We start from the raw sequence: 22,374 nt of genomic DNA, 5'->3' as shown, positions 1-22,374 counted from the left end.
ATGGTCGGGAAAAAAGGAGACCCGAAATGTTCAAGATCACCGCACTCCCCACTGAAGAAGTCCGCGCCCTGCAGGCGGGTGGGCCAGATGCCTACGGTGCCACGCCTGAGCGGGCTATTTCCACCGGCGCAGGCAACCCCTGTCGCCATTGCTTGCAGAACATCCCTGAGGGGCAGGACATGCTGATTTTAGCGCACAGACCCTTTTTAGAGCCACATCCCTATGCAGAAACCGGCCCGATCTTCCTGTGCGCCAAACCATGCGAGCGCTACGAAGGCGATGAATTGCCCGAGATTCTGACCTCTTCCCCCGACTACCTGATAAAGGGCTATGGTGAGGATGATCGGATCGTCTACGGCACGGGTGTCATCACGCCAACCGACCAGATCGGAGCCAAAATCGCTGATATCTTTGCCAGACCGGACATCGCTTATATTCACGTTCGATCAGCGCGGAACAATTGCTATCAAGCGCGGATCGACCGGGCCTAGAGCTTGACCCGGTGCATGCCCCGGCGCGGCTGATCCTGATCCTCGGCCGGGGTGTCATCCGCACGCGAAGAGGTCAGCGCAAGGAACACATCCTCGAGGTCTGCTTCTTCAGTTCGGACGTCGCGGATGCGGATATTGGCGGCACGAACTGATTCCAGAACCTGTTCGGCGCTGGTCTGGGCGCTGCGATACTGCAGCACAAGGCTGCCATCGTCGCGCAGCGTGGCCTCGACACCATCTGTCGTGGGCAAAGCGGTGACGGGGCTGTCAGGGGCGATCACCATCGTCCGGCTGTCCATGCGGCCCAGCAGGTTGGCCGTGCTGTCCTGGGTGATCTTTTCACCGTGATTGATGATGGCGATCTCGTCGCACATCTCTTGCGCTTCTTCCAGGTAATGCGTGGTCAGGATGATGGTCATGCCCTGTTCGTTCAGCTTGCGCACATTGGCCCAAAGCATCTGGCGTAGCTCGATATCCACGCCCGCTGTCGGCTCGTCCAGCACCAGAATCTTGGGATGATGCACCAGTGCCTTGGCCAGCAACAGTCGACGCCGCATCCCGCCGGACAGTGTGCGGGCATAGGCCTCGCCCTTGTCGCTGAGGCCCACCAACTCCAGAATCTCATCACTGCGGCGTTCGGCCTTGGGCACACCGTAGAGACCGGCTTGAACCTCCAACGCGCCTCGGGGGGTGAAAAAGGGGTCAAGATTCAGCTCTTGCGGCATGACACCGATGGCGGCACGGGACGAGCGTGGGTTCTTGTCCTGATCATATCCCCAGATCGAAACATGGCCGGAAGATTTTACCACCAACCCGGCAAGGATGTTGATCAGGGTCGATTTCCCCGCCCCGTTGGGACCCAGCAAGCCAAAGACCGACCCGCGTGGCACGGTCAGGTCAACGCCCTTCAGCGCGTGTTTCTCGGGCTGGCCTTTGCCGCCGCGATAGGTCTTGCGCAGCCCTTCGATCCTGATTGCCGCATTGCTCATGTGGCTCTTGCCCCCGGTTTGCTCATCGCTCATAAACGCACCTAATGCATGCCCGCGAGGCCGACAACCAGTGAAGGATCGCCAGCCGTGACAATCGAAGCGCCGGAAACGAAGATCGTGGAAACTTCTCGTGTTGCCTGTGATGGCGGCGAAGGCGCTTTGGGACACCCGAGGGTGTGGCTGCAGATTCCGGAAGACACCGGATGGGTCGAATGCCCCTATTGCGATTGCAAATATGTCTTGAAGGGCACAGAGCAAAACTGATTGCTCGCCCAAACGGGTGCCGCCCCAATCTCGCCGCGTTTGTCATGGTAACTCTCGCTGAGACCAACGCAGGTGATTGTGATGACCGACATGACTGCAACTGAGACTGCCAACCCAGTGTTCGGCTGGACCGGGTTTTGTCTTGCAGCGATGGCCTTGTTCGCCGCGCTGTTCGTATTTTGGGCCGGGCCTTTCGCGCCGCAGCAATCCACCGGCGTGTCACTGGGGGAGCTGGCAGCCGAGCTTGGGAAATCCACCCTGCGCGCCGCTGCAGGTCTCGAGCAGCCCGAACCTGTCGCCCAAACCCGCGATCTGGACGATTTCTTGCAAATCGGTGTCGCCATGCTGGGCGGTTTGGCCATTGTCGTCTCTGTTATTGGCATTTTGCGCCATGAACGGATGCGGCCTGCCATCGCCGGAGTGAGTATTGGCGTCGGCGCTATCCTGTTTCAGTTCTTCGCGATGGCGTTTTTTGCTTTCCTAGGCGCGCTGGTCATCATGGCGCTGCTTCACAGTTTCTCGGATGTGTTTGGCGGCCTCTTTGGCGGTTAACTGACGTTCCTCACTGGTCAGTCGCGCGGCCCTGTGGCAGAACCATCCCTGACCGACAGGGAGCACGCGCATGAGCAATTTCGGAAAAGGATGTCACCTGCATCTGATCGACGGATCGGCCTTTATTTTTCGGGCCTATCACGCGCTACCTCCGCTGACGCGCAAGTCGGATGGTTTACCGATTGGCGCTGTGTCGGGCTTTTGCAACATGCTGCAGAAATATGTCGAAGGAAATTCAGGCCCTGACGCGCCGACCCATGTGGCGGTGATTTTCGACAAGGGCTCGCATACCTTCCGCAACGATCTCTATGACCTCTACAAAGCCAACCGCGAGGCGATGCCCGAGGATTTGCGCCCGCAGATGCCCCTGACCCGTGAGGCGACGAAGGCCTTCAACATCGCCTGCAAAGAGCTTGAGGGCTATGAGGCCGACGACATCATCGCGACGCTGGCCGTTCAGGCGCGTGAGGCTGGTGGGCGCGTGACCATCGTCAGCTCGGACAAGGATCTGATGCAGTTGGTCGGCGGCGGCGTTGAGATGCTGGACGCCATGAAGAACAAACGCATCGACACAGATGGCGTGGTCGAGAAATTTGGCGTTGGCCCGGATCGCGTGGTTGATGTACAGGCGTTGGCTGGGGATAGCGTTGACAACGTGCCGGGGGCCCCTGGGATCGGCGTCAAGACGGCGGCCCTTTTGATCAACGAATATGGTGATCTGGAAACACTGCTGGACCGCGCGGAAGAGATCAAACAGCCCAAGCGCCGCCAGACGCTGATCGAAAAGCGGGATCAGATCGAGCTGTCGAAGAGGTTGGTGCAGTTGGATGAGAACACGCCGCTGGATTTCACTCTCGACGACCTTGAGGTTCAGGACCCTGACCCCGACACCTTGCTGGGCTTTCTGGCGGAAATGGAGTTCCGCACCCTCACCAAACGGATTGCCGACAAGCTGGGGGCCGAGGCTCCAGTCATCGCCGATGCGCCCGCGCCAGTCGCGGAAGAGACTATTGCCGAGGCGATCCCGTTTGACGCGTCGAAATACGAGTGCGTGCGGGACGCAGGCGCTTTGCAGAAGTGGATTGATCAGGCTTATGAACGCGGCTGGGTTGCCGTAGATACCGAGACTACCGGGTTGAACGAAATGATCGCCGATCTGGTCGGTATTTCGCTTTGTATCGAAGCCGGAAAGGCCTGCTATATTCCACTGACCCACCGCGACGGATCGGCGGATGATCTGTTCGGCTCGGATGCGCTGGCCGAGGGGCAGATGCCGTTGGATGAGGTTCTAACACTGTTAAAACCGCTGTTTGAAGACCCCTCGATCCTCAAGATCGGGCAGAACATGAAATACGATGCCAAGATCTTTGCGCGCTATGGCATCGAGATCGCTCCGATCGATGACACGATGCTGATGTCCTACGCCATGCATGGCGGTGAGCATGGGCATGGGATGGATACTCTGTCCGAGCGCTATCTGAGCCACACGCCGATCCCGATCAAACCGTTGCTGGGGTCGGGCAAATCGGCGATCACCTTCGACAAGGTCGCAATTGATGAGGCCACGGCCTACGCGGCTGAGGATGCGGATATCACGCTGCGCCTTTGGCAGTTGTTCAAGCCGCAGCTGCATCAGGTTCAGGTGACGACAGTTTATGAAACGCTCGAACGCCCGCTGGTGCCGGTTCTAAAAGAAATGGAGATGCACGGTATCAAGGTGGATCGCGATGTCCTCAGTCGGATGTCGAACGCCTTTGCGCAGAAAATGGCCGGTTTAGAGGCTGAAATTCACGAATTGGCCGGTGAGAACTTCAATGTCGGCTCGCCCGCGCAGTTGGGTGAAATTTTGTTCGACAAGATGGGCCTTGAGGGCGGCAAGAAGGGGAAGACCGGGAAGTACTCGACCGGGGCCGATATTCTTGAGGACCTCGCGACTGAGCATGAGTTGCCCCGCCGGGTGTTGGACTGGCGGCAGCTGTCGAAGTTGAAGTCGACCTACACGGATGCGCTGCAGACCCATATCAACCCCGATACGGGCCGCGTGCATACGTCTTATTCGATCACTGGGGCAAACACGGGCCGCTTGGCTTCGACCGATCCAAACCTGCAGAACATTCCCGTCCGGACCGAGGAAGGCCGCCGCATTCGTGAGGCGTTCATCGCCGAGCCGGGCAATGTGATGGTCAGCCTCGACTACAGCCAGATCGAACTGCGGATTCTGGCGCATATCGCTGAGATACCGGCATTGAAACAGGCTTTTGCCGACGGGTTGGACATTCACGCTATGACGGCGTCCGAGATGTTTGATGTACCGTTGGATGAGATGACGCCGGATATCCGCCGTCAGGCCAAGGCGATCAACTTTGGTGTGATCTATGGCATCTCGGGCTTTGGCCTGGCGCGAAACCTACGTATCCCGCGGGCCGAGGCGCAAGGGTTTATCGACCGCTATTTTGAGCGTTTCCCAGGTATTAGAGCCTATATGGACGACACGGTCGCTTTCGCCAAAGAGAATGGCTATGTGCAAACCTTGTTCGGACGCAAGATCCATACGCCTGAGATCAACGCGAAGGGGCCTCATGCTGGATTCTCGCGTAGGGCGGCGATTAACGCTCCGATTCAGGGGACGGCGGCAGATGTGATACGGCGCGCGATGGTGCGGATGCCTGAGGCGATCAATGGGCTGCCGGCCAAAATGCTGCTGCAAGTCCACGACGAATTGCTGTTCGAAGTCGCCGATGAAGCGGTGGATGAGGTGATTGGCGTTGCGCGGGATGTGATGGAAGGTGCCTCGGACCCTGCCGTGAAGCTAGATGTGAAACTGGTTGTGGATGCCGGTCAGGGGGCGAACTGGGCCGAAGCGCATTAAAAGGCGCTGCTCATCAGGCCCGGCGGACCCTCTTCGCAGCGGGTCAGTCCTGTGGCCTGACCATGCGGTTGACGAACCGTTGCACGGTTGGGCCAAACAGCAAGATTACGGTGAAGGCGATGGGCCAGCAAAAGGCCCATGAGGCCATCCAATCGCTAAGAGTGGACGGGCCAAATCCGATGGCTTTGACTGTTGCGATCCCGGTGACGATGCAGGACATCAACCCGGACATGATCAGGCTGAACACGGCGCGGGCATAGCGGGCAGGGATCATAAGGCGCTTCCTTGGTATCTACGGTACAACAGACGACCCCATCTGCGGTTCAGAGATCTGCATTGGCAAGAACTGCCTTATGCATCCAATCCAGGGATGAGCTCGTCAAAGCTGTTGAGGGAGTATATTCCGCACTGACCCATCCTTCATAGCCAGAGACCTCCATCGCCCTGAACAGGGTCTGAAAATCCAGTTCGCTGCTACCCGGTTCGGACCTGTGGGGTGCTGCGCCGATCTGGGCGTGGATGACGCGATTGTGAAAGCGGTCCCAAATCTCCAGCGGATCCGAGTGGATCATCTGTGCGTGAAAGCTGTCATATTGCAGGCCCAGGTTGGGGCGATCCACGCGGTCCAAAACCTCCGCGGCCAAATCGTAGTCGTTGAGGAAATAGTCGGGTTGGGACACTTGGTTCAGCGGCTCGATGGTGAAGGTCTGGCCGGGGGCTGTATCGGCGGCCCATTGCAGGTTGCGAACAAAGCAATCCAGCGCCTCAGGCCCCGATGCATAGCCGGACATGATGTGGATCAGGCCGGGTTTGAGCACCTCGGCATAGCGCAAGACGCGGCGGATATCGGATTGGAACCGCGCCTCACCGCCGGGCACGGCGGCATAGCCCGGCTCACCCCCCGTGTAGTTTGGCGGAGGCGCGTTGATCAGTACAAGCTCCAGCCCGTTGGCCAGAAGGGCACGGCGGGTCTCTTTCGCGGCCAGCTCATAGGGGAACAGGATTTCGACGGCCTTGAAACCCGCCTCGGCCGCGGCCTGGAACCGCTCCAGATATGGGAGTTCGGTAAAGAGCAGAGAGATATTGGCGGCGAATTTGGGCATGAGAGGCCTTTGGGTCGGTGATCCGCCCAAGCTTAGTCTCCACCGATTTTCGAGGAAAGGGATTGAAAACGACAGATTGTCGAAAATCGACAAGAAGGCAGGCTCAAATCCAGAGATGTTTGGGCTAACACGGCGAATCATTTTTCTGCGCCGTTCCAACAGAAGGTCCGATCCCATGGCGATGAGCCCTGATCCTGTGCGCGGGAACACTCTTCCTATGTCCACTGGCCGCAGCTCGGCCTTGTCTGGAAACGGTTTGGCTGTGGCGTCCATGCTGACCTGGGCAGCGGGGTTTCCTGCGGCCGAAGTGTTGCTGCAGACCTGGCCTCCGGTCGCGCTGTTCGTGGCGCGCCTGGCGCTAGCAGTGGCGGTCATGGTGCCTTTGTGGTTTCTGATCGACGGGCCAAGCCGGGTTTTACGCGCCCGTTGGGGTCATGCGATGCTTGTTGGCGGGACACTCGGGGCCGGTATGTTCCTGATCATCGTGGCGCAAAAACTGACAGATCCTGTGACCGTCGCCATCATTGCCTCCTGCGCGCCATTGTTTGCCACTCTGATCGAACTGGCAACCGGGGCACGACGGTTGCGCTGGAATTTCGCGCTGGGCGTTGTGGTGTCCATCATTGGCGGTCTGATCGCGACCAGTGCAGTGGCGCCCGCGCAATTGGGTTTGGGCGCGATCTGCGCCATCGTGTCCACCGGGTTGTTCTGCTGGGCGACTATGGCAACGGCGAGGGATTTTCCCGAGCTGAGCCAGACCGGGCGCAGCACAATTACGTTCTTCGGCGGCTTAGTCGTCGCTTTGCTGCTGTTTTTCGGGGCACGCCAAGTGGGTATGGATGTCATGCCAACGGCGCAGATTGATGTTCAACAGATCGGAATGCTTGGGATCTATGCTCTGGTGTCTATGGGCCTCAGCCAAGTTCTGTTTGTCGGATCCGTTGGGAAACTGGGCGTTGCTTTGGCCTCGTTCCACATCAACATCGCACCGTTCTACGTGATGCTGATCATGCTGGTGCTGGGGGAAGAGTGGAACTGGACCCGCGCTTTGGGCGCAGGGGTCGTTGCGGTGGCCGTAGTGCTGGCGCAGGATCGGAAATTTGCAAAGGCGGCTTAGTCCGGCAGGTCTTCTGACTTGATCAACGGAAAGAAGCGCTGTTCGGACCAAACTCCGAACCAGTCCTCATGATGGGTACCCATCTCGACCAGCCGGTAAAAGCTCTTGCGGTCAATCCGGGCCTCAAGCCCGTTGCGGATCAGAATGTATGGAGAGGGTTCCTGGGTCTGCGGGTCCATGACAACGCGGATCGGATGATCCGGCCCGGCCACCGCGATATCGCCAACTTTGGTGGTGAAAGTCAGAGCCTGCGCCTCACCCTCGCCCGAGGCATCGACGTCGACCGCGATGAACGGCGCATCCTCGACAGTGATTCCCACCTTCTCGACCGGGGTCACCAGATAGTATTTCCCGTCCTCCAGCTTAAGAATCGAGGAAAAAAGCTTCACAAGCTCGAAACGGGTGATGGGCGAGCCTAAATAACTCCAAGTGCCATCTTTGGCGATCCGGATGTCCAGATCACCACAAAAAGGGGGATTCCAGAGGTGAACGGGGGGTAAACCCTTGGTTTTGGTCGCTTTGATCGAGGCCGCAAGACCGTCAAGGGAAGGTTTCACAGGTTTTTGTCCGCTCATTGCTTTTGCCATTTCCTCTCAGCGCGATAGACTTCATCTATAATAGTCCACGGAAGGGAAAGTCATGTCCGAACCTGCCGACCTCGTGTCCGAGATCGAAGCGTTGGAAAACAAGCTGCAAGAGGCGAAATCCTCGATCACTCGCCGCTTCATCGGGCAGGAGAGGGTTGTGGACCTGACCCTGACGGCGCTGCTGTGCGGGGGGCATGCCTTGCTGATCGGTTTGCCGGGTCTGGGAAAAACCCGACTTGTCGAGACGCTGTCGACCGTTATGGGCCTGCATGGCAACCGTATTCAGTTCACGCCCGACTTGATGCCCGCCGATATTTTGGGGTCCGAGGTTCTGGATACAGCCGATGATGGCAGCCGTCATTTCCGGTTTATTTCGGGGCCGATCTTCTGCGAGTTGCTGATGGCGGATGAGATCAACCGCGCCAGCCCCCGGACACAGTCGGCCTTGCTGCAGGCGATGCAGGAGCGCACAGTGACCGTGGCGGGCGAAGACCGCGTGCTGGGCACGCCGTTCCACGTGTTGGCAACGCAGAACCCGATTGAGCAAGAGGGCACCTATCCGCTGCCCGAAGCTCAGCTGGACCGTTTCCTTGTGCAGATCGACGTAGATTACCCCGATCGTCAGACCGAGCGGGATATCCTGTTGGCCACCACCGGCGTGGCCGAGGACGAGGCGCATCAGATTTTCAGCAAGGAAGAGCTGTTGGCAGCTCAGGTCCTGTTGCGCCGGATGCCTGTCGGGGATTCCGTTGTGGAACTGATCCTCGATCTGGTCCGCGCGTTCCGTCCCGAGGAAGCGGGCGTCTCGGCTCGTGTCGCTGAAACCGTTGCTTGGGGTCCCGGTCCGCGTGCGGCGCAGGCGCTTATGATGACCGTGCGGGCGCGGGCGATGCTGCAGGGGCGTCTTGCCCCGAATGCCGAGGACGTTCTGGATATGGCGCGCCCGGTTCTCAGCCACCGGATGGCTCTGAACTTTGCGGCACGTGCGCGGGGCGACAGCCTTGCCGACCTGATCGACAGCACAGCTGCTGGCCTGATCCGCACTGAGGCTGCGGCGTGAATGCTGCGCTGACCCTTCGTCAACGATCCGAGGCCGAGGCGTCCCGGCTGCCGCCGCTTTTGGCGCGTGCCGAGCATCTGGCCGGCACTGTTCTACTAGGTGACCATGGTCGGCGGCGATCCGGCATGGGGGACGACTTCTGGCAATATCGTCCCGCCCAGATAGGAGACAGCCGCCGGATGATCGACCACCGCCGCTCGGCACGCGGGGATCAGCAATTCGTGCGCGAACGCGAGTGGCAGATCGCGCAATCGGTCATGCTGTGGGTCGATCAGGGGGCCTCGATGCGCTTTACGTCGGATAAGGCGCTGCCCTCCAAGGCGGATCGCGCCAGGCTGTTGGGTCTGGCGACTGCGATCCTTCTGGTGCGCGGGGGTGAGCGTGTTGGCCTGACGGGTACAACCCTGCCACCCCGACGCGGGAATGCGCAGATCATTAGGCTGGCCGAGGCATGGTCCGAGGACTCGGAGGTCGACTACGCCCCGCCGGAACACCGCGCGATGATCCCTCACGCCCGTGCGGTTTTCATCTCGGACTTTCTTGGCCCGATGGATGAGGTTGAGCTGGCCCTGACCAAAGCCGCAGATCGCGGCGTTCGGGGCGTTTTGTTGCAAGTCCTCGATCCGGGGGAGGAGACATTCCCCTTCGCGGGCCGCACCATTTTTGAAAGCGTCGGCGGCACCGTTCGGCATGAAACGCTGAAGGCCGGAGAGCTGCGCGACCGGTATCTGGACTGCCTCGCTGCGCGCAAGGATGCGCTGACACATCTGTGCCGCGCGACCGGCTGGCAGTTGGGTCTGCACCACACCGGAGAAAGCGCGCAATCGGCTCTATTGTGGCTCTATCGCGTGTTAGACGGGGGTGTTCAATGACCGTTTTGGCGGGCATCGGCTTCACAGCGCCATGGATGTTGTTGGGTCTGCTGACCCTGCCGATACTGTGGCTGATCCTGCGCGCTGTCCCACCCGCGCCGATCCGTCGGATGTTCCCGGCGGTCACACTTCTGCTCGGCCTCAAGGACGATGAGAGCGTATCGGACCGGACACCCTGGTGGTTGCTTTTGCTGCGTATGCTGGCGGCGGCGGCGATCATCATCGGTTTGGCCGGTCCCGTGTTGAACCCGTCGCGCGATCAGACGGGCACTGGCCCCCTGATGCTGGTGCTGGATGCAAGCTGGGCCGGGGCCACGCGCTGGTCGTCAACGCTGGACCAGATCGACGCGCAATTGACCGAGGCCGGACGCGCGGGCCGCCCCGTTTCGATCCTGCGCCTGACCGAGCCGGAACCGCCCGTGTTTCAGGCGGCCGAAGCTTGGCGCAATCGTTTGCCGGGCCTTGCTCCGAACCCATGGCAGCCGACCGAGGATCAGGTTGATCAAGTCATCGCCGCGCTGGAGCAGGTCGAAGGCGGGTTTGATACGCATTGGTTTAGCGACCGCTTGGGTTATGAAAAACACACTGAGTTAGTGTCTGAACTGCAGTCCCGAGGGCAAGTCACCGTCTACCGCTCGAACGCGGCTGCGCTGGCGCTTTTGCCTGCCGTTTATCAGGACGGCATCATTCAATTGACCGCATTGCGGGCCGAACCGGGCCCGGAGGGGAGTGTGACCGTTCTGGCGCAAGGCCGTGACCCTGCCGGCACGGCGCGGGTATTACAATCAGCCGAGATGACTTTCGCAGCCGGAAAGACCCAAGCCCAGATTGACCTCGCCCTGCCGTCTGAGCTGCGCGCCCGGATCACACGGTTTGAGTTGCAGGGTCAGCGCTCGGCCGGGGCGGTGACGCTGACTGATGACAGTCTGCGGCGCCGCGAAGTCGCGCTGATTGCAGGAACCCTCAACCGCGAAGGGTTGGAGCTGCTGTCGCCGCTGCACTACCTGACGCAGGTTCTGATCCCCACCGCCGATTTTGTTGAGGGCGGCCTGCCCGAGGTTCTACCTGCAAATCCCGATGTAATTGTGCTGTCGGACGTCGCCCAGATCTCGGGCCCGGAAGAGGTTGCTCTGATCGAGTGGGTTGAACAGGGCGGTCTGTTGCTACGATTTGCAGGACCCCGCATGGCGGCGAGCGATCTGGGTCGCGATGAAGAGGATACGCTGTTACCGGTTCGTCTGCGCAGCGGCGGGCGTACCGTAGGCGGCGCGATGAGCTGGGGGGAATCCAAGACGCTGGCGCCTTTCCCCGAGGACTCGCCTTTCTACGGGTTGCAGATACCAAACGACGTGACCGTGTCCACTCAGGTCATGGCGCAACCAGACCCTAACTTGGCGGATCGCGTGATTGCGTCACTGTCGGACGGTACACCTCTGGTCACGCGCAAGGCGCTTGGCTTGGGGCAGGTTGTCCTGTTCCATGTGACCGCCGATGCGGAATGGTCCAGCCTGCCGCTGTCTGGCCTGTTCGTGGAAATGCTGGACCGTCTGGCCGTCGCCTCGGCCGCGAAATCGCGTCAGGTCGCGCAATTAGAGGGCACCACGTGGGAGCCGGTCCAGATCATGGATGGGTTCGGAGCATTGTCCGATGCCGGTACGCTGGCGGGCGTGGATGGGGTTGAACTGGTGTCAGGCCAGATTGGGCCCGACCTTCGTCCTGGCCTCTATGAAAGTGGGAAGCAAAAGCTGGCGCGGAATGTGCTGTCGGAGGAGACGACGCTCGGCCCCGTTGTCTGGCCCGCAGATGTGCCGATCCGTGGGCAGGAGGCCTCAACCGAGACGCCCTTGGGAGGAATACTGCTGAGCCTCGCATTGATCCTATTGACCGTGGACGTAATCGCGTCTCTGGCCTTGTCGGGCCGATTGGGTCTGGCCAAGGCGGCAGCGGTTGCTATCGGGGCCGTGTTGCTCGTGCCCGAGGCGCAGGCACAGTCGCCCGATGAGACCGACTTTGCCCTCGCCGCGACCCATGAACTGGTTTTGGCTCATGTGCTGACCGGCGACAGCCAGGTGGACGATATCGCACAGGCTGGGTTGCGAGGATTGGCTCAGACGTTGAACTACCGCACCTCGGTCGAACCCGCTGCGCCGATTGGCGTTGATCTGGAACGGGACGAGTTGGCCTTTTTCCCGCTGCTTTATTGGCCCATCACGCAGGATCAGCCGCGCCCGTCGGATGAGGCTTATGCCAAGCTGAATGCCTATCTGCGGTCGGGCGGTATGATCCTGTTTGACACGCGCGATGCGGATATCGCGGGTTTCGGTGCCTCCAGCCCCAATGGGCGCAAGCTGCAGCAACTGGCTGCGCCGCTAAATATCCCCGCGTTAGAGCCGATTCCGAACGATCACGTGCTAACGCGAACTTTCTATCTTCTGCAGGATTTCCCCGGACGCTACGCCGGAACCGATGTCTGGGTCGAGGCCGCCCCGCTGGATGCGGAACAGATCGAAGGTATGCCCTTCCGCAACCTCAACGACAACGTGACGCCCGTGGTGATCGGCGGCAACGACTGGGCCGGGGCCTGGGCGGTGGATCGCAACGGGCAGGCCCTGCTGCCGGTAGGGCGTGGCTATGCGGGGGAGCGTCAGCGAGAGTTGGCCAATCGCTTTGGGGTCAATCTGGTGATGCATGTGTTGACCGGGAACTACAAATCCGATCAGGTCCATGTGCCTGCTCTGCTGGACAGGTTGGGACAATGACCGGAACCGTTATATTTGATCCGCTGGTCCCGTGGCCCATTCTGGCGGTTGTCGCCGCGATAGCGGTTGGCGGGATAATACTGGCCGTTTGGCGCGGCTTGTCCGGCTGGGCGTTGCGTGGCTTGGCCGCTTTGGTCGTGATCGCCGCGCTTGCCGGTCCCGTATACCAGATCGAAGACCGCGCGCCGCTGACAGATATCGTCCTGATGATCGAGGATGAAAGCGCAAGCCAGACGCTCTCGGACCGAGCCGACCAAACTGCCCAAGCGGCTGAGGCCTTGGCGGCCGAGATCGAGTCGCGCGACAATACCGAACTGCGCCGCATCAGCGTGGGCGACGGCGATGGCGACGAAGGCACACAGGTGATGGCCGCTGTGAATGCGGCCCTGGCCGAGGAGCCGCGCGCGCGGGTGGCCGGTATCCTCGTGGTCTCAGACGGGATCGTACATGACATTGATCAAGCGCCCGACCTGCCCGCGCCTCTGCACCTTTTGCAGACCGGGCGTGAGAGCGACTGGGACCGCAGGCTCATCGTCCGCAATGCACCTGCCTTTGCCATCATCGGTGAACCCGTAACCCTGACGTTGCGCGTTGAAGACAGCGGCGCGGCTCCGGGCGGGGCCACCAGCGCACCGCTTGAGATCTCGGTTGATGGGGGCGAGCCAGAGGAGTTCCGTATACCCATTGGCGTGGATGTCGAACTGCCGATTTCTCTGCCGCATGGCGGGCGGAACGTCATCCAATTCACGGTCCCGGAGGCCGATGGTGAGCTGACCGATCGCAACAATACTGCATTGATCCAGATGAACGGCGTGCGCGACCGGCTGCGCGTTCTGTTGGTGTCGGGCGAGCCGCATCCCGGCGGGCGCACCTGGCGCAACCTGCTGAAATCCGACAGCTCGGTCGATCTGGTGCATTTCACCATTCTGCGCCCGCCCGAGAAACAGGACGGCGTCCCGGTGGATGAGCTTTCGCTGATCGCCTTCCCGACGCGCGAGCTGTTTCTGGAGAAGATCAACGATTTCGACCTGATCATCTTTGATCGCTACAAACGCCGGGGCATCCTGCCTGCGATCTATCTGGATAACGTGGCAGAATATATCGACAGTGGCGGCGCTGTGCTGATTGCCGCTGGCCCCGATTTCGCCACCGCGGACAGCATCTTCCGCTCGCCTCTCGCGGGCAGTCTTCCGGCGCAACCGACGGCACGGGTGATCGAAGAGCGCTACGTCCCCATGGTTAGTGATCTGGGGCATCGGCACCCTGTGACCACCAATCTGGGCGATTCCGAGGATTGGGGCGCGTGGCTGCGCCAGATCGATGTGAACGAACGCTCGGGCCAGGTCTTGATGACCGGCCTTGAGGACCGGCCGCTTTTGGTTTTGGACCGGGTGGGTGAAGGGCGGGTCGCCCTGCTCGCGTCAGACCACGCCTGGCTGTGGAGCCGCGGTTTTGAAGGCGGTGGGCCTCAGTTGGAATTGCTGCGACGTCTGGCCCATTGGATGATGAAAGAGCCCGAGCTTGAAGAAGAGGCGCTTTGGGCCGAGGCCAACGGCCAGTCGATGCGTATCATTCGCCAGACTCTCGAAGAAGAGGTCGGGCCAGTCACGATCACCCGGCCCAATGGCGAAACGCTTGAGATCACCCTTGAAGAGGTTTCACCCGGACGGTTCGAGGCGCAGTATTTCGGGCCGGAGATTGGCCTCTATCGGCTGCAGGAAGGCGATTTGATGGCCGTGATAGGCCTTGGGCCTGCGGCCCCGAAAGAGTTTGAGCGCACTATCGCAACCGGCGACGTGCTTGAACCTGTGATCGCCGCCATGCGCGGTGGTGTGATCCGGCTGGAAGAGGGCTTACCTTCAATCCGCAACGTCCGCGCTGGGCGTCCGGCGGCGGGGCGTGGCTGGATCGGTCTGACCCCGCGCGAGGCCTATGAGACGCGGGACGTTACTCAAGCCGGGCTGCTGCCGCCATGGCTGGTTCTGCTGTTGGCCGGTGGGTTCTTGCTGGGCGGATGGCTGCGCGAAGGCCGTCGCTAGATCGCTTGGGGTCAGACCTGCGACTCGAATACTCTGCCACGCTTTCAGCGTTCTCGGGACATTCGTGTCACTTGATGATTGAGGTAAAATCCGAAACGCTTTAGTCGATCCGAACCAACACCCGATCCGATGCGCCGTGGGCGTCTACCACCACGAGCGCGGAATACCCGCGACCCGGGTTCGGAATTTCGAACTCGCGATACCGTTGCCCCGTCAACACCGGAACGCCATCCGCTAGAAGCGAAAACGGCCCAATTCCGCCACGCAGTTTGACGGTCACTGGGCCTCCACCCGTCTCTAACACAGAGTTATTGGGCGGAAAGATCAGGTCCGGGGCGCTTGGGTTATCGTCGAACACTGCCCCTCGGGGCGTAAAGCGTTGTAGGGGTTGCGGCAGTTCGGCGGCCCCCACAATCAAGGTCGATGGCGGTGGTGGGCGCAGCGGGGTAGCAGCCGGTTTCAGATGGCCGAAGGCTTCAAACAGCAGAGGGGCCGCCAGCTCTCCGCCGAAGGCACCGGGGACCGGAGTGCCATCCGCGCGCCCCAGCCAGACGCCGATCACGTGCTGACCGTCAAAGCCGATCGCCCAAGCATCTCGGTGCCCGTAAGACGTGCCGGTCTTATACGCTAAGCCAAACGCGGCGGCCCTTGGTGGAGGGGCAAGACCGGCCAGAATATCGCTCACCTGCCATGCTGCGACATCTGACAGAACCTGAGGCGTCTCAGTGCGGTCCGCCAAGGCGTCATGGCGCAACGTTGGCCGTCGCCCACCTGCGGCCAGCGTGGCGTAGAGTTGCACCAGATCGTGCAAGCTCAGTCCAATGCCGCCTAATGAAACGGCAAGGCCCGGGGTGCCTCCGTTCAGCCGTGGGGCTGCACCGGCTTGCTGCAGGGCAGCCATCACGCGCGCAGGCCCAAGCTCATCCGTCAGGCGTACAACTGGAATATTAAGCGACATTTGCAGCGCGTCCCGAACCCGCACATCGCCTCGAAAGACGCCATCGAAGTTGCGTGGCGCGTAGCGACCAAACATCACCGGGCTGTCGCTGATCAGCGTTTCGGGATGGGCAAGCCCCTGATCGAAGGCCAACCCATAAACCAGAGGCTTCAGCGTCGACCCCGGAGAGCGTAGCGCTTGGGTCATATCCACGAACCCTTGCCGCGCGTCCTGGTAGCCCGAAGAACCGACCGAGGCCAGAATCTCTCCGCTGCGGTGATCAGCCACGATTAAAGCCCCCGAAATACGCGGTCCCGCTCGCGCCGCTGCCTGCGCCACAAGAGGCTCCAGCCGTTCCTGCAGCCCGGCATCCAGTGTCAGATCCAAAGCCTCTGATCCCGGGTTTTCGCGCCGCGCTCGGTCTGTGAGGTGAGGGGCCAAACGGGGAAATGCGCGCATCTGATCCGGGATATCTTCCGTCAGCGCGCTGTGCATCTCAGATTCGGTCAAAACTCCATAAGACTGCATCCGCTTCAGAACCCGGTCACGCGCGTTTCGGGCGGCCAAGGGGGCACGGTCCGGGCGTCGGACTTCGGGCGATTGGGGAAGGGCAATCAGCAGGGCTGCCTGCGCGGGGGTCAGCCGCGCCGGGTCTTTTCCAAACCATGCACGGCTGCCTGCGCGGAGGCCTTCCAGATTGCCACCATAGGGGGCGTGAGTCAGGTAGAGGTTTAGAATCTGCTTCTTGCTCAGCCGCCGTTCCAGCGCCATTGAAACCCTAACTTGGCGAATTTTGCCCTTCCAGCGCCCGGTTGAGCCGTCTTCGATCAGTCTCGCGACCTGCATGGTTAGGGTTGATCCACCGGAAACGGTACGTCCGTTCCATAGGGCTTGGCCAGCCGCGCGGAGGAATGCGAGAGGGTCGACGCCGGAATGCGACCAGAACCGTTTATCCTCATACCGGATCAGCATCTCGGTAAAGGCGGGATCAACCGGGCCGGGGCGCATGCGCCAGATGCCATCTTCGACCGGGAAGGCCCGCAGAAGCGCTCCGTCCCGGTCCCTGACTTCGACTGAGGTTTCGGCCAGTACAGGTGGCAGGACGGTCTCGTCTACCCACGCATCCAACCGGTCGCGCGCAAAGGCGGTCAGGTAGAGCGCAGAGGCCAACGCCAGCAGCACCGGCGCGAACCCCTTGCGCCGATATGGAAGGCGAAGGATCACCGCACCTCAACCCGCCCGGTTTCCGTTCGCGCGCGGTTTTGCGGGCGATACATATCCTCGACCGAGGCGGCCGGTTGGTGGAACGCGCCGGGCGTGACGGCGCGCGCCACATAGGCCAGCGTCACCGTCTCGCCACCGGACAGATCGACAGCCGCCAGGAAGCGGTCTGCGCGGAACTCGGTATGGGTCGCGTCGGACAGGACCAGCCAATCCAACGCGCGCACATCGCCTGATCGCAACAGGTTGGGGTTGTCGATCTCGATTCCCGCCGCCAGTGGGTCATTGATCATCAGCCGGGCTCCACCGCTCTCGAACGGTGTGACGGTCAGAACGGTTACAAAGCGGTCACCGGCAGTGAAGGTGGACAGGTCCAGAGGTTCGCCTTCCAGCGAATAATAGGCTCTGTTTATGGCGTACCCCGTGCCTCCGGCTTCGGGCGGAGTGGTTGGGATGCCCGTCACTGTCAGCGTGATATCGGTTGGGTTGGCTGCGGTGGCCGAGATGTTCAGGTCATCTGTAAACCCTGTCTCACGCACCTGAACGAAAGGACCCGAGACCGGCGCGCCGTTTACCATCAACCCCGAGTCGGATGGGTCTGATACAAGCGCATGCGCGGCCAGCAGCGACCATGAGGCCTCCTGTGTCGACAAATGCGCGTGGCCTGAGGTGACACGTTGGATCAGCGCGTCCCGGTCCACGGCTTGACTGCCCGCATCGACCGCAAGGGTCAGAAGACCGGCGGCATCCCGCAGATCTGTGCCGTAGTCGACTCGCCACAGGTAGCGCTCCTGCGCGGGTCGGCGCTGCAGCAGTTGGGCCGCACGGGCGAACATGGCATCGGCACGGGTTTGATCTCCGTAGGACGCCAGCGCCGCCCCAAGTTGCGCGGCGGCCAGAGGGGTGTCGAAAGCGTCACCCTTGGTATCCGCATAGTATCGCAGGTCACCCATCGAGGCTGCGCCTTCGCGGGCCAGCACCATCAACGCATAGGCGATATCTTCACCGCCTTCGTCGAAATCCGGGGCATAGTTCACGCGGTTGCGCAGGTTATCCATGGCCTGCGCGAAGGCGCGGTCCGACACCGGGTGGCCTAGCGCTCGGGCGCGCGAGAGGAAGTCGGTGACATAGGCATCCAACCAGAAATCCCCGCTTTCTGCACGCCAGAGGCCGAACGCTCCGTTCGGGGCCTGCCGGGTCAGGATACTACGGATCGAGTCGCCGATGCGTTGATCCACAATTGGCCCGTCACCCAGCCCCGACGCTTGCGCCACGGACGACAGGTACAGCAGCGGAAGGGCCTTGCTGGTGATTTGCTCGGTGCAGCCATAGGGGTAGCGATTCAGCTGATCCAGCAGGGCGGGCGTGTCGGACTTTGCCAAAGCGCCTGCAGACAGGATCGCCTTTGCGGTGCCGGGCTGGAAGCCATCGAACACGTCCTGGGTGAATAGGAAATTGTCGCCCGTACCCAGCGAAAACCGCCGTGTTTGAGCCACAACAGGGTCGTTTACGCGCACTGGCATCCGAAGAGTTTGCGACAAGTCGCGGCCATCCGGCGTCGTGATCGCCACGCTGATTTCCGGGTCTCCGACGGCAAGCGCGCGAAGCGGGATTTCGAACACCGCCTTGCCGCCATCCTCCAGCACAAAGCTGGCGGGGGCTGTTCCCAACTCCAACCCGGATGAGGTGGTCAGCCCCAGTCCAATCTCACCTGATGGGCCATCGGCATGGACGATCTCAAGTAACATCCGGCTTTGGTCGCCGGGGGCTAGAAACCGGGGCAGGCTGGCTGTGACGACCACGGGGTCGCGCACGATCATCTCGGCCTCGGCCTGTCCGACGGCTGCCGCCGACCAGGCGACCGCCATCAGCCGTACGGTTCCGTTGAAGGCGGGCAGAGGGATGTCGACCTCGACCTCTCCGTTTGCATCCACCTGAACCGGGCCGCTGAAAACGGCCATCAGGTCTTGTGTGGGCGGAGGGGATTGCCTCTGCATCCCCGAATTGTCTCCACCAGATCGGATCGTGCCCATTGCACCGTTCATGCCGTCGATCAGGCGGCCATAGACATCACGCAGGTCCACACCCAGACGGCGCTGGCCGAAATAGTACGTCTGAGGATCGGGACTTTCGAAACCGGTCAGGTTGAGAATACCCACGTCCACGGCGGCCAGGGTCAGCCAAACAGGCTCACCTTCGGGCGCATTCTCGACCCTAACAAGGGCTTTTTGTGTCGTTCTGGGAGAGGTCACCTGCGGCACGTCAATGCTCACATCCAACAGACGCCCGACAGGCTCAACCGTTGCATGGGCCAGGCCCATCGCTCGTGCCGGGTTCTGACCGGCTGCGACATCCATGGGGCGGATCACGGTGGCGGTGACATAGGCCCCCGCACCCCAATCCTCGGTCACGTCGATCGGGATCACGGTTTCGCCCGCTGGCACGTCGACCATTTGGCGGTGGATCAGACGGTTCGAGAGGACCTCGATCTGCGCCACGCCCGCCATGCGCGGCACGATCCGCAGTTGCGCCGTCTCACCCGGGCGATAGCTGTCGCGGTCCAGCGACATCTCCAGCCGGTCGGGCGAGGTTGAGGCATCCGCCGCCTGATACCAGCCCGCGCTAAACTCCACGGCGGTTTCCGCGTAAGTGCCATCGAGGCGTTCGACCACCAGTTCGTATTGCCCCCAGTCGACCGGTTGCGACAGGTTCAGAGGCTCTGCTCCTGTTTCAATCTCGCCTGTGGCAATACGGGTGCGGCGTGTGGTCGGCTCCCAATTCCAATCGCCGTAGAGCTGATACCACTGGTAGCGGGTTTCCAGTCTGTTCAACGTCCAACGCAAGCGCATGGGTTCAGCGGTCAGGTCCGGGGACAGCCCGATGACTTGGAACGCGGCTTCGGTGCCTTCGGGGATCACGTTCTCGAACAGGGGCCGAATGCCGATCATCGACTGTGCAGGGTGGACCGGAGCCGTCAGGCGGCGTTCGACAGGGCGGCCTGATCCGCCTGTCAATCGGGCGATGATTTCGGCTTCGAGAGGTTTGCCATTCGTCTCTAGCACAGGAATTTCGATGGCAATCGAGGCCTGCCCAGAGGCATCCGTCTGCGCATCACCGAAATAGGTGCTTTTGGTTGAGGTCTCGGCATCGTAGCGGCCGAAGCGATAGGTTTCAAAGCCCGGAACGGCGTCGGTTGGGCGGGCGATGACCTGACCGTCAATGCTCAGATCCGACCCCGGCGCGCCGAACAGATAGCGCGCGTCGATCCGCAAGGGCGGCGTATCGCCGGGGCGCAGAGGGGCGTCCGGCAGGCTGAGGTCAAAGTCGATGCGCTCGGGCAGGAAATCCTCGACCAACACGGTTTGACGGGCCAGAGCGTCGGCCTTGGGGTCGGACTTGATCTCGATCTTCCACGTTCCGCGCGGCACATCCGGGGCGACGGGCAGGCTGAAGACATGGCCGCCCGCAACACCGCCATCCGAGACCGCGCGGCGATACTCCACCCCATCGGGGCGATAGAGAATGGCGGTCAGGGGCAGGCCTTCGATGGCCTGAGCCGTGTTGTCGCGCGACAGGGCTGTGATGTGGATGACCTCTCCGGCGCGATAGGCGCCCCGGTCGGTGGTCAGGAACACATCCACAGGACCCGCAGGCGCGCGCCCTTCGACCCCGCGATCCGACAGGTCAAAAGCAGGGTCTGTCAGAGAGAGGAAGCTGAAATCGGAATCCCCATCAGCGACCATCACCAAAGCAGGTGCGCTTGCGCCTTTGCCGCGGGTCAGGCCCGCTTCGAACTGCGCGTAGCCGCTGGCATCTGTCTGCGCGTTGGCAATCACCGCGTTGGCATTTGAGACCAGCGAGACCTCGATCCCCTCGCGCGGGGTAGTATCGTGCAGACCGCGTACGGTGACATGCAGCCCGTCGGTGCCAAGAGCCGTGCTGATCCCCAGGTCGGTCAGCACAAACCACTGTGTTGCGCCAGGCTCATCATAGGGATCGGCCCCGGGGACGCGTGCAGTCAGGGCGTAGATCCCAGCGGGTTGATCGGCAATCGCCTCCGCCATGGGCAGGCGGGCGGTCATGCTCTGGTTCAGTTCGTTTGCGATCTCGGCGGTACCGGTCCAGACATCCTCGGCAATCTCGTCCGAAAACTCACGTTCCTGCCATTCGCTGAGGGGGCGGCCAAAGAAATCCTGCTGGACCGCCCGGATCAGGTTGCGGTCGCTGACGCGTCGCAAGGTCAGCTCCAGAGAGCCCGTGTTGACCGTCTCAACCGGCAAGGCCGCATCCGCCGATTTCGGCAGCACATAGCTGCGCCCCGGAAACCGGACAGACGGAGCACGGTCACGCACGTAGTGCGTCAGTTCGACAGTACGGTTCAGGGCTTCACCCGAGGCCGCCGGAAGCCCTTCGCGCAGGGAAAAGCGATAGCGCTGACCATGCGAAACGCCGTCAAGGCAAAGGCTTTTGCCATCGACCTGCACAACCAGCCCATCGTCACTGCGCTGAACAAACGGGTCGTAATCGACCCCCGCCTTGACCAAGGGTTCCGAGAACTCAACGCAGATACGCGGTGCGGCGGCGTTGCTTTCCACCGTGCTGTCGATGATGCGGAAGCCGTATTTTCCGATGGCATCATCCAAAGCCGCCAGGACATCCTCACGCGGTTGCACCTGTTCGGCCAGCCGCAGCGCCGATACCATATCTCGCCCGCGTTCGACCGCTTCCAGCGCGTCCGACATCACCATCAGCGCCGCGATTTGGGCCCCCTGTGTGTCCGCGCGCAGATATCCGTTGATGGCGGCGTTCAACGCGCGGGTGCGGAACTCCTGCTGCTCCTGATATCCGTTCGGGTTCAGGCGCAGCAGCAGGCGGGCGTATTCAACCCATAGGTCGGACGCATCGCTGAGGGTCACGGCCGCCCCAGTCCACAACATCGCAAGCCGATCCGTATCTGCGTTCCGTGCCGACTCCAGCAAAGTCTGCAGGTCACGCCCTCCGGCAGAGTGACGAAACCCAAGATCGCGGGCCTGCTGAAACGCTTCGTTCAGGTCTTTCTGGCTAAAGAATGTGAGGGCCTCAGCGCGCGTTTTCCCCAATATTAGGGTCTGTTCAGGGGTGAATGCTTTCTGTGCCGACACCGCGCCTTGATAAGGCTCCTGCCGGTTCACACCGCTTTTGGGAAAACAGGCATCCGACCGAGTGTTATAGGTAAAGGCCGTGCAGCTCTGATTGGCCGAACACGCGCGGATACAGGACTTTAGATCCGTATCGAACAGCGCATCCAGATCCGAGCCGTAAAAATCCGCATCTCGGGTCGTGATATAGCGGAACTCGGGCACGGCAGTCTGGGCCAGAGCGCCCAGGGTCAGGGCGAAAGTGGAAATGATGTAAGTTATTGAAAAAAATACAAAGCGGTGCATTGTGACCTCCTGTTTGGAGTCAATTTGACACGTGCGGTGCCCCTCAGGCAACGGCTTAAACACTTTTTCACCGATTGCCCGGATGCTGACG

General features: G+C 61.4%; 15 protein-coding genes. 9 read left to right on the top strand and 6 right to left on the bottom strand.

From position 1 onward, the window contains the following. Positions 1 to 26: 26 nt before the first annotated feature. On the top strand, positions 27 to 491 hold the full coding sequence (locus ACR0JF_RS17955) for a DUF1203 domain-containing protein (RefSeq protein WP_170661800.1): 465 nt from the start codon (positions 27 to 29) through the stop codon (positions 489 to 491). Here ACR0JF_RS17955 and ACR0JF_RS17950 read toward each other — a convergent pair. Then, complete coding sequence (locus ACR0JF_RS17950; protein ID WP_170662012.1) at positions 488 to 1,480, bottom strand: ABC transporter ATP-binding protein; 993 nt, start codon at positions 1,478 to 1,480, stop codon at positions 488 to 490. The two genes, ACR0JF_RS17955 and ACR0JF_RS17950, sit on opposite strands and share 4 nt — an antisense overlap. Positions 1,481 to 1,567: 87 nt before the next feature. Here ACR0JF_RS17950 and ACR0JF_RS17945 point away from each other — a divergent pair, with 87 nt between their 5' ends. The 3 genes from ACR0JF_RS17945 to polA all read left to right on the top strand — a co-directional run bounded on the left by ACR0JF_RS17945 (position 1,568) and on the right by polA (position 5,165). After that, positions 1,568 to 1,744, top strand: coding sequence for a zinc-finger domain-containing protein (locus ACR0JF_RS17945; RefSeq protein WP_170459503.1), 177 nt, complete (start codon positions 1,568 to 1,570; stop codon positions 1,742 to 1,744). A gap of 81 nt (positions 1,745 to 1,825) precedes the next feature. Continuing rightward, a complete protein-coding gene (locus tag ACR0JF_RS17940; protein ID WP_170661802.1) occupies positions 1,826 to 2,296 on the top strand; it encodes a hypothetical protein in 471 nt (156 codons plus the stop codon). Between the two features lie 70 nt (positions 2,297 to 2,366). Further along, entirely contained in the window at positions 2,367 to 5,165 is a 2,799-nt protein-coding gene (polA, locus tag ACR0JF_RS17935; RefSeq protein WP_170661804.1) for a DNA polymerase I, read from the top strand. Positions 5,166 to 5,208: 43 nt separating this feature from the next. Here polA and ACR0JF_RS17930 read toward each other — a convergent pair whose 3' ends face one another. Both ACR0JF_RS17930 and ACR0JF_RS17925 read right to left on the bottom strand, forming a co-directional pair. Then, entirely contained in the window at positions 5,209 to 5,439 is a 231-nt protein-coding gene (locus tag ACR0JF_RS17930) for a DUF2798 domain-containing protein (protein WP_170661806.1), read from the bottom strand. 49 nt (positions 5,440 to 5,488) lie between these two features. Further along, a complete protein-coding gene (locus ACR0JF_RS17925) occupies positions 5,489 to 6,268 on the bottom strand; it encodes a TIM barrel protein (RefSeq protein WP_170661808.1) in 780 nt (259 codons plus the stop codon). A gap of 217 nt (positions 6,269 to 6,485) precedes the next feature. Here ACR0JF_RS17925 and ACR0JF_RS17920 point away from each other — a divergent pair, with 217 nt between their 5' ends. Next, positions 6,486 to 7,385: a DMT family transporter gene (locus tag ACR0JF_RS17920; RefSeq protein ID WP_480669596.1), complete on the top strand. Its 900-nt coding sequence runs from the start codon at positions 6,486 to 6,488 to the stop codon at positions 7,383 to 7,385. On the opposite strand, the gene ACR0JF_RS17915 is transcribed toward ACR0JF_RS17920, so the two are convergent. Beyond that, the gene (locus ACR0JF_RS17915; RefSeq protein ID WP_170661810.1) at positions 7,382 to 7,960 is read right to left on the bottom strand and encodes a DUF1285 domain-containing protein; all 579 of its coding nucleotides are present in this window, start codon (positions 7,958 to 7,960) and stop codon (positions 7,382 to 7,384) included. The genes ACR0JF_RS17920 and ACR0JF_RS17915 overlap by 4 nt on opposite strands. Positions 7,961 to 8,024: 64 nt before the next feature. Between ACR0JF_RS17915 and ACR0JF_RS17910 the strand changes: the two genes are divergently transcribed. From ACR0JF_RS17910 to ACR0JF_RS17895, 4 genes are read left to right on the top strand one after another with little or no spacing between them, the layout of a single operon-like run. Further along, positions 8,025 to 9,032, top strand: a complete 1,008-nt coding sequence (locus ACR0JF_RS17910) for an AAA family ATPase (protein WP_170661812.1) — start codon at positions 8,025 to 8,027, stop codon at positions 9,030 to 9,032. Further along, a complete protein-coding gene (locus tag ACR0JF_RS17905) occupies positions 9,029 to 9,904 on the top strand; it encodes a DUF58 domain-containing protein (RefSeq protein WP_170661814.1) in 876 nt (291 codons plus the stop codon). Before ACR0JF_RS17910 ends, ACR0JF_RS17905 begins: the two co-directional genes overlap by 4 nt. Beyond that, complete coding sequence (locus tag ACR0JF_RS17900; protein ID WP_170661816.1) at positions 9,901 to 12,663, top strand: DUF4159 domain-containing protein; 2,763 nt, start codon at positions 9,901 to 9,903, stop codon at positions 12,661 to 12,663. Before ACR0JF_RS17905 ends, ACR0JF_RS17900 begins: the two co-directional genes overlap by 4 nt. Next, positions 12,660 to 14,702: a hypothetical protein gene (locus ACR0JF_RS17895; RefSeq protein ID WP_170661818.1), complete on the top strand. Its 2,043-nt coding sequence runs from the start codon at positions 12,660 to 12,662 to the stop codon at positions 14,700 to 14,702. Before ACR0JF_RS17900 ends, ACR0JF_RS17895 begins: the two co-directional genes overlap by 4 nt. 100 nt (positions 14,703 to 14,802) lie before the next feature. On the opposite strand, the gene pbpC is transcribed toward ACR0JF_RS17895, so the two are convergent. Further along, the gene (gene pbpC / locus ACR0JF_RS17890; RefSeq protein WP_480669595.1) at positions 14,803 to 16,863 is read right to left on the bottom strand and encodes a penicillin-binding protein 1C; all 2,061 of its coding nucleotides are present in this window, start codon (positions 16,861 to 16,863) and stop codon (positions 14,803 to 14,805) included. Then, positions 16,860 to 22,283, bottom strand: a complete 5,424-nt coding sequence (locus ACR0JF_RS17885; RefSeq protein ID WP_170661820.1) for an alpha-2-macroglobulin family protein — start codon at positions 22,281 to 22,283, stop codon at positions 16,860 to 16,862. Before ACR0JF_RS17885 ends, pbpC begins: the two co-directional genes overlap by 4 nt. Positions 22,284 to 22,374 lie beyond the last annotated feature (91 nt).

It is taken from the genome of Ruegeria sp. BG11 (assembly GCF_056538565.1).
The sequence above is the reverse complement of the archived record's forward strand: the minus strand, read 5'-3'. Positions and strand labels throughout refer to the sequence as shown.

Coding starts and splice junctions, on each gene's coding strand:
- ACR0JF_RS17955 (WP_170661800.1), top strand. CDS start 27: ATGTTCAAGATCACCGCACTCCCCACTGAAGAAGTCCGCGCCCTGCAG.
- ACR0JF_RS17950 (WP_170662012.1), bottom strand. CDS start 1,480: ATGAGCAATGCGGCAATCAGGATCGAAGGGCTGCGCAAGACCTATCGC.
- ACR0JF_RS17940 (WP_170661802.1), top strand. CDS start 1,826: ATGACCGACATGACTGCAACTGAGACTGCCAACCCAGTGTTCGGCTGG.
- polA (WP_170661804.1), top strand. CDS start 2,367: ATGAGCAATTTCGGAAAAGGATGTCACCTGCATCTGATCGACGGATCG.
- ACR0JF_RS17930 (WP_170661806.1), bottom strand. CDS start 5,439: ATGATCCCTGCCCGCTATGCCCGCGCCGTGTTCAGCCTGATCATGTCC.
- ACR0JF_RS17925 (WP_170661808.1), bottom strand. CDS start 6,268: ATGCCCAAATTCGCCGCCAATATCTCTCTGCTCTTTACCGAACTCCCA.
- ACR0JF_RS17920 (WP_480669596.1), top strand. CDS start 6,486: ATGTCCACTGGCCGCAGCTCGGCCTTGTCTGGAAACGGTTTGGCTGTG.
- ACR0JF_RS17915 (WP_170661810.1), bottom strand. CDS start 7,960: ATGAGCGGACAAAAACCTGTGAAACCTTCCCTTGACGGTCTTGCGGCC.
- ACR0JF_RS17910 (WP_170661812.1), top strand. CDS start 8,025: ATGTCCGAACCTGCCGACCTCGTGTCCGAGATCGAAGCGTTGGAAAAC.
- ACR0JF_RS17900 (WP_170661816.1), top strand. CDS start 9,901: ATGACCGTTTTGGCGGGCATCGGCTTCACAGCGCCATGGATGTTGTTG.
- ACR0JF_RS17895 (WP_170661818.1), top strand. CDS start 12,660: ATGACCGGAACCGTTATATTTGATCCGCTGGTCCCGTGGCCCATTCTG.
- ACR0JF_RS17885 (WP_170661820.1), bottom strand. CDS start 22,283: ATGCACCGCTTTGTATTTTTTTCAATAACTTACATCATTTCCACTTTC.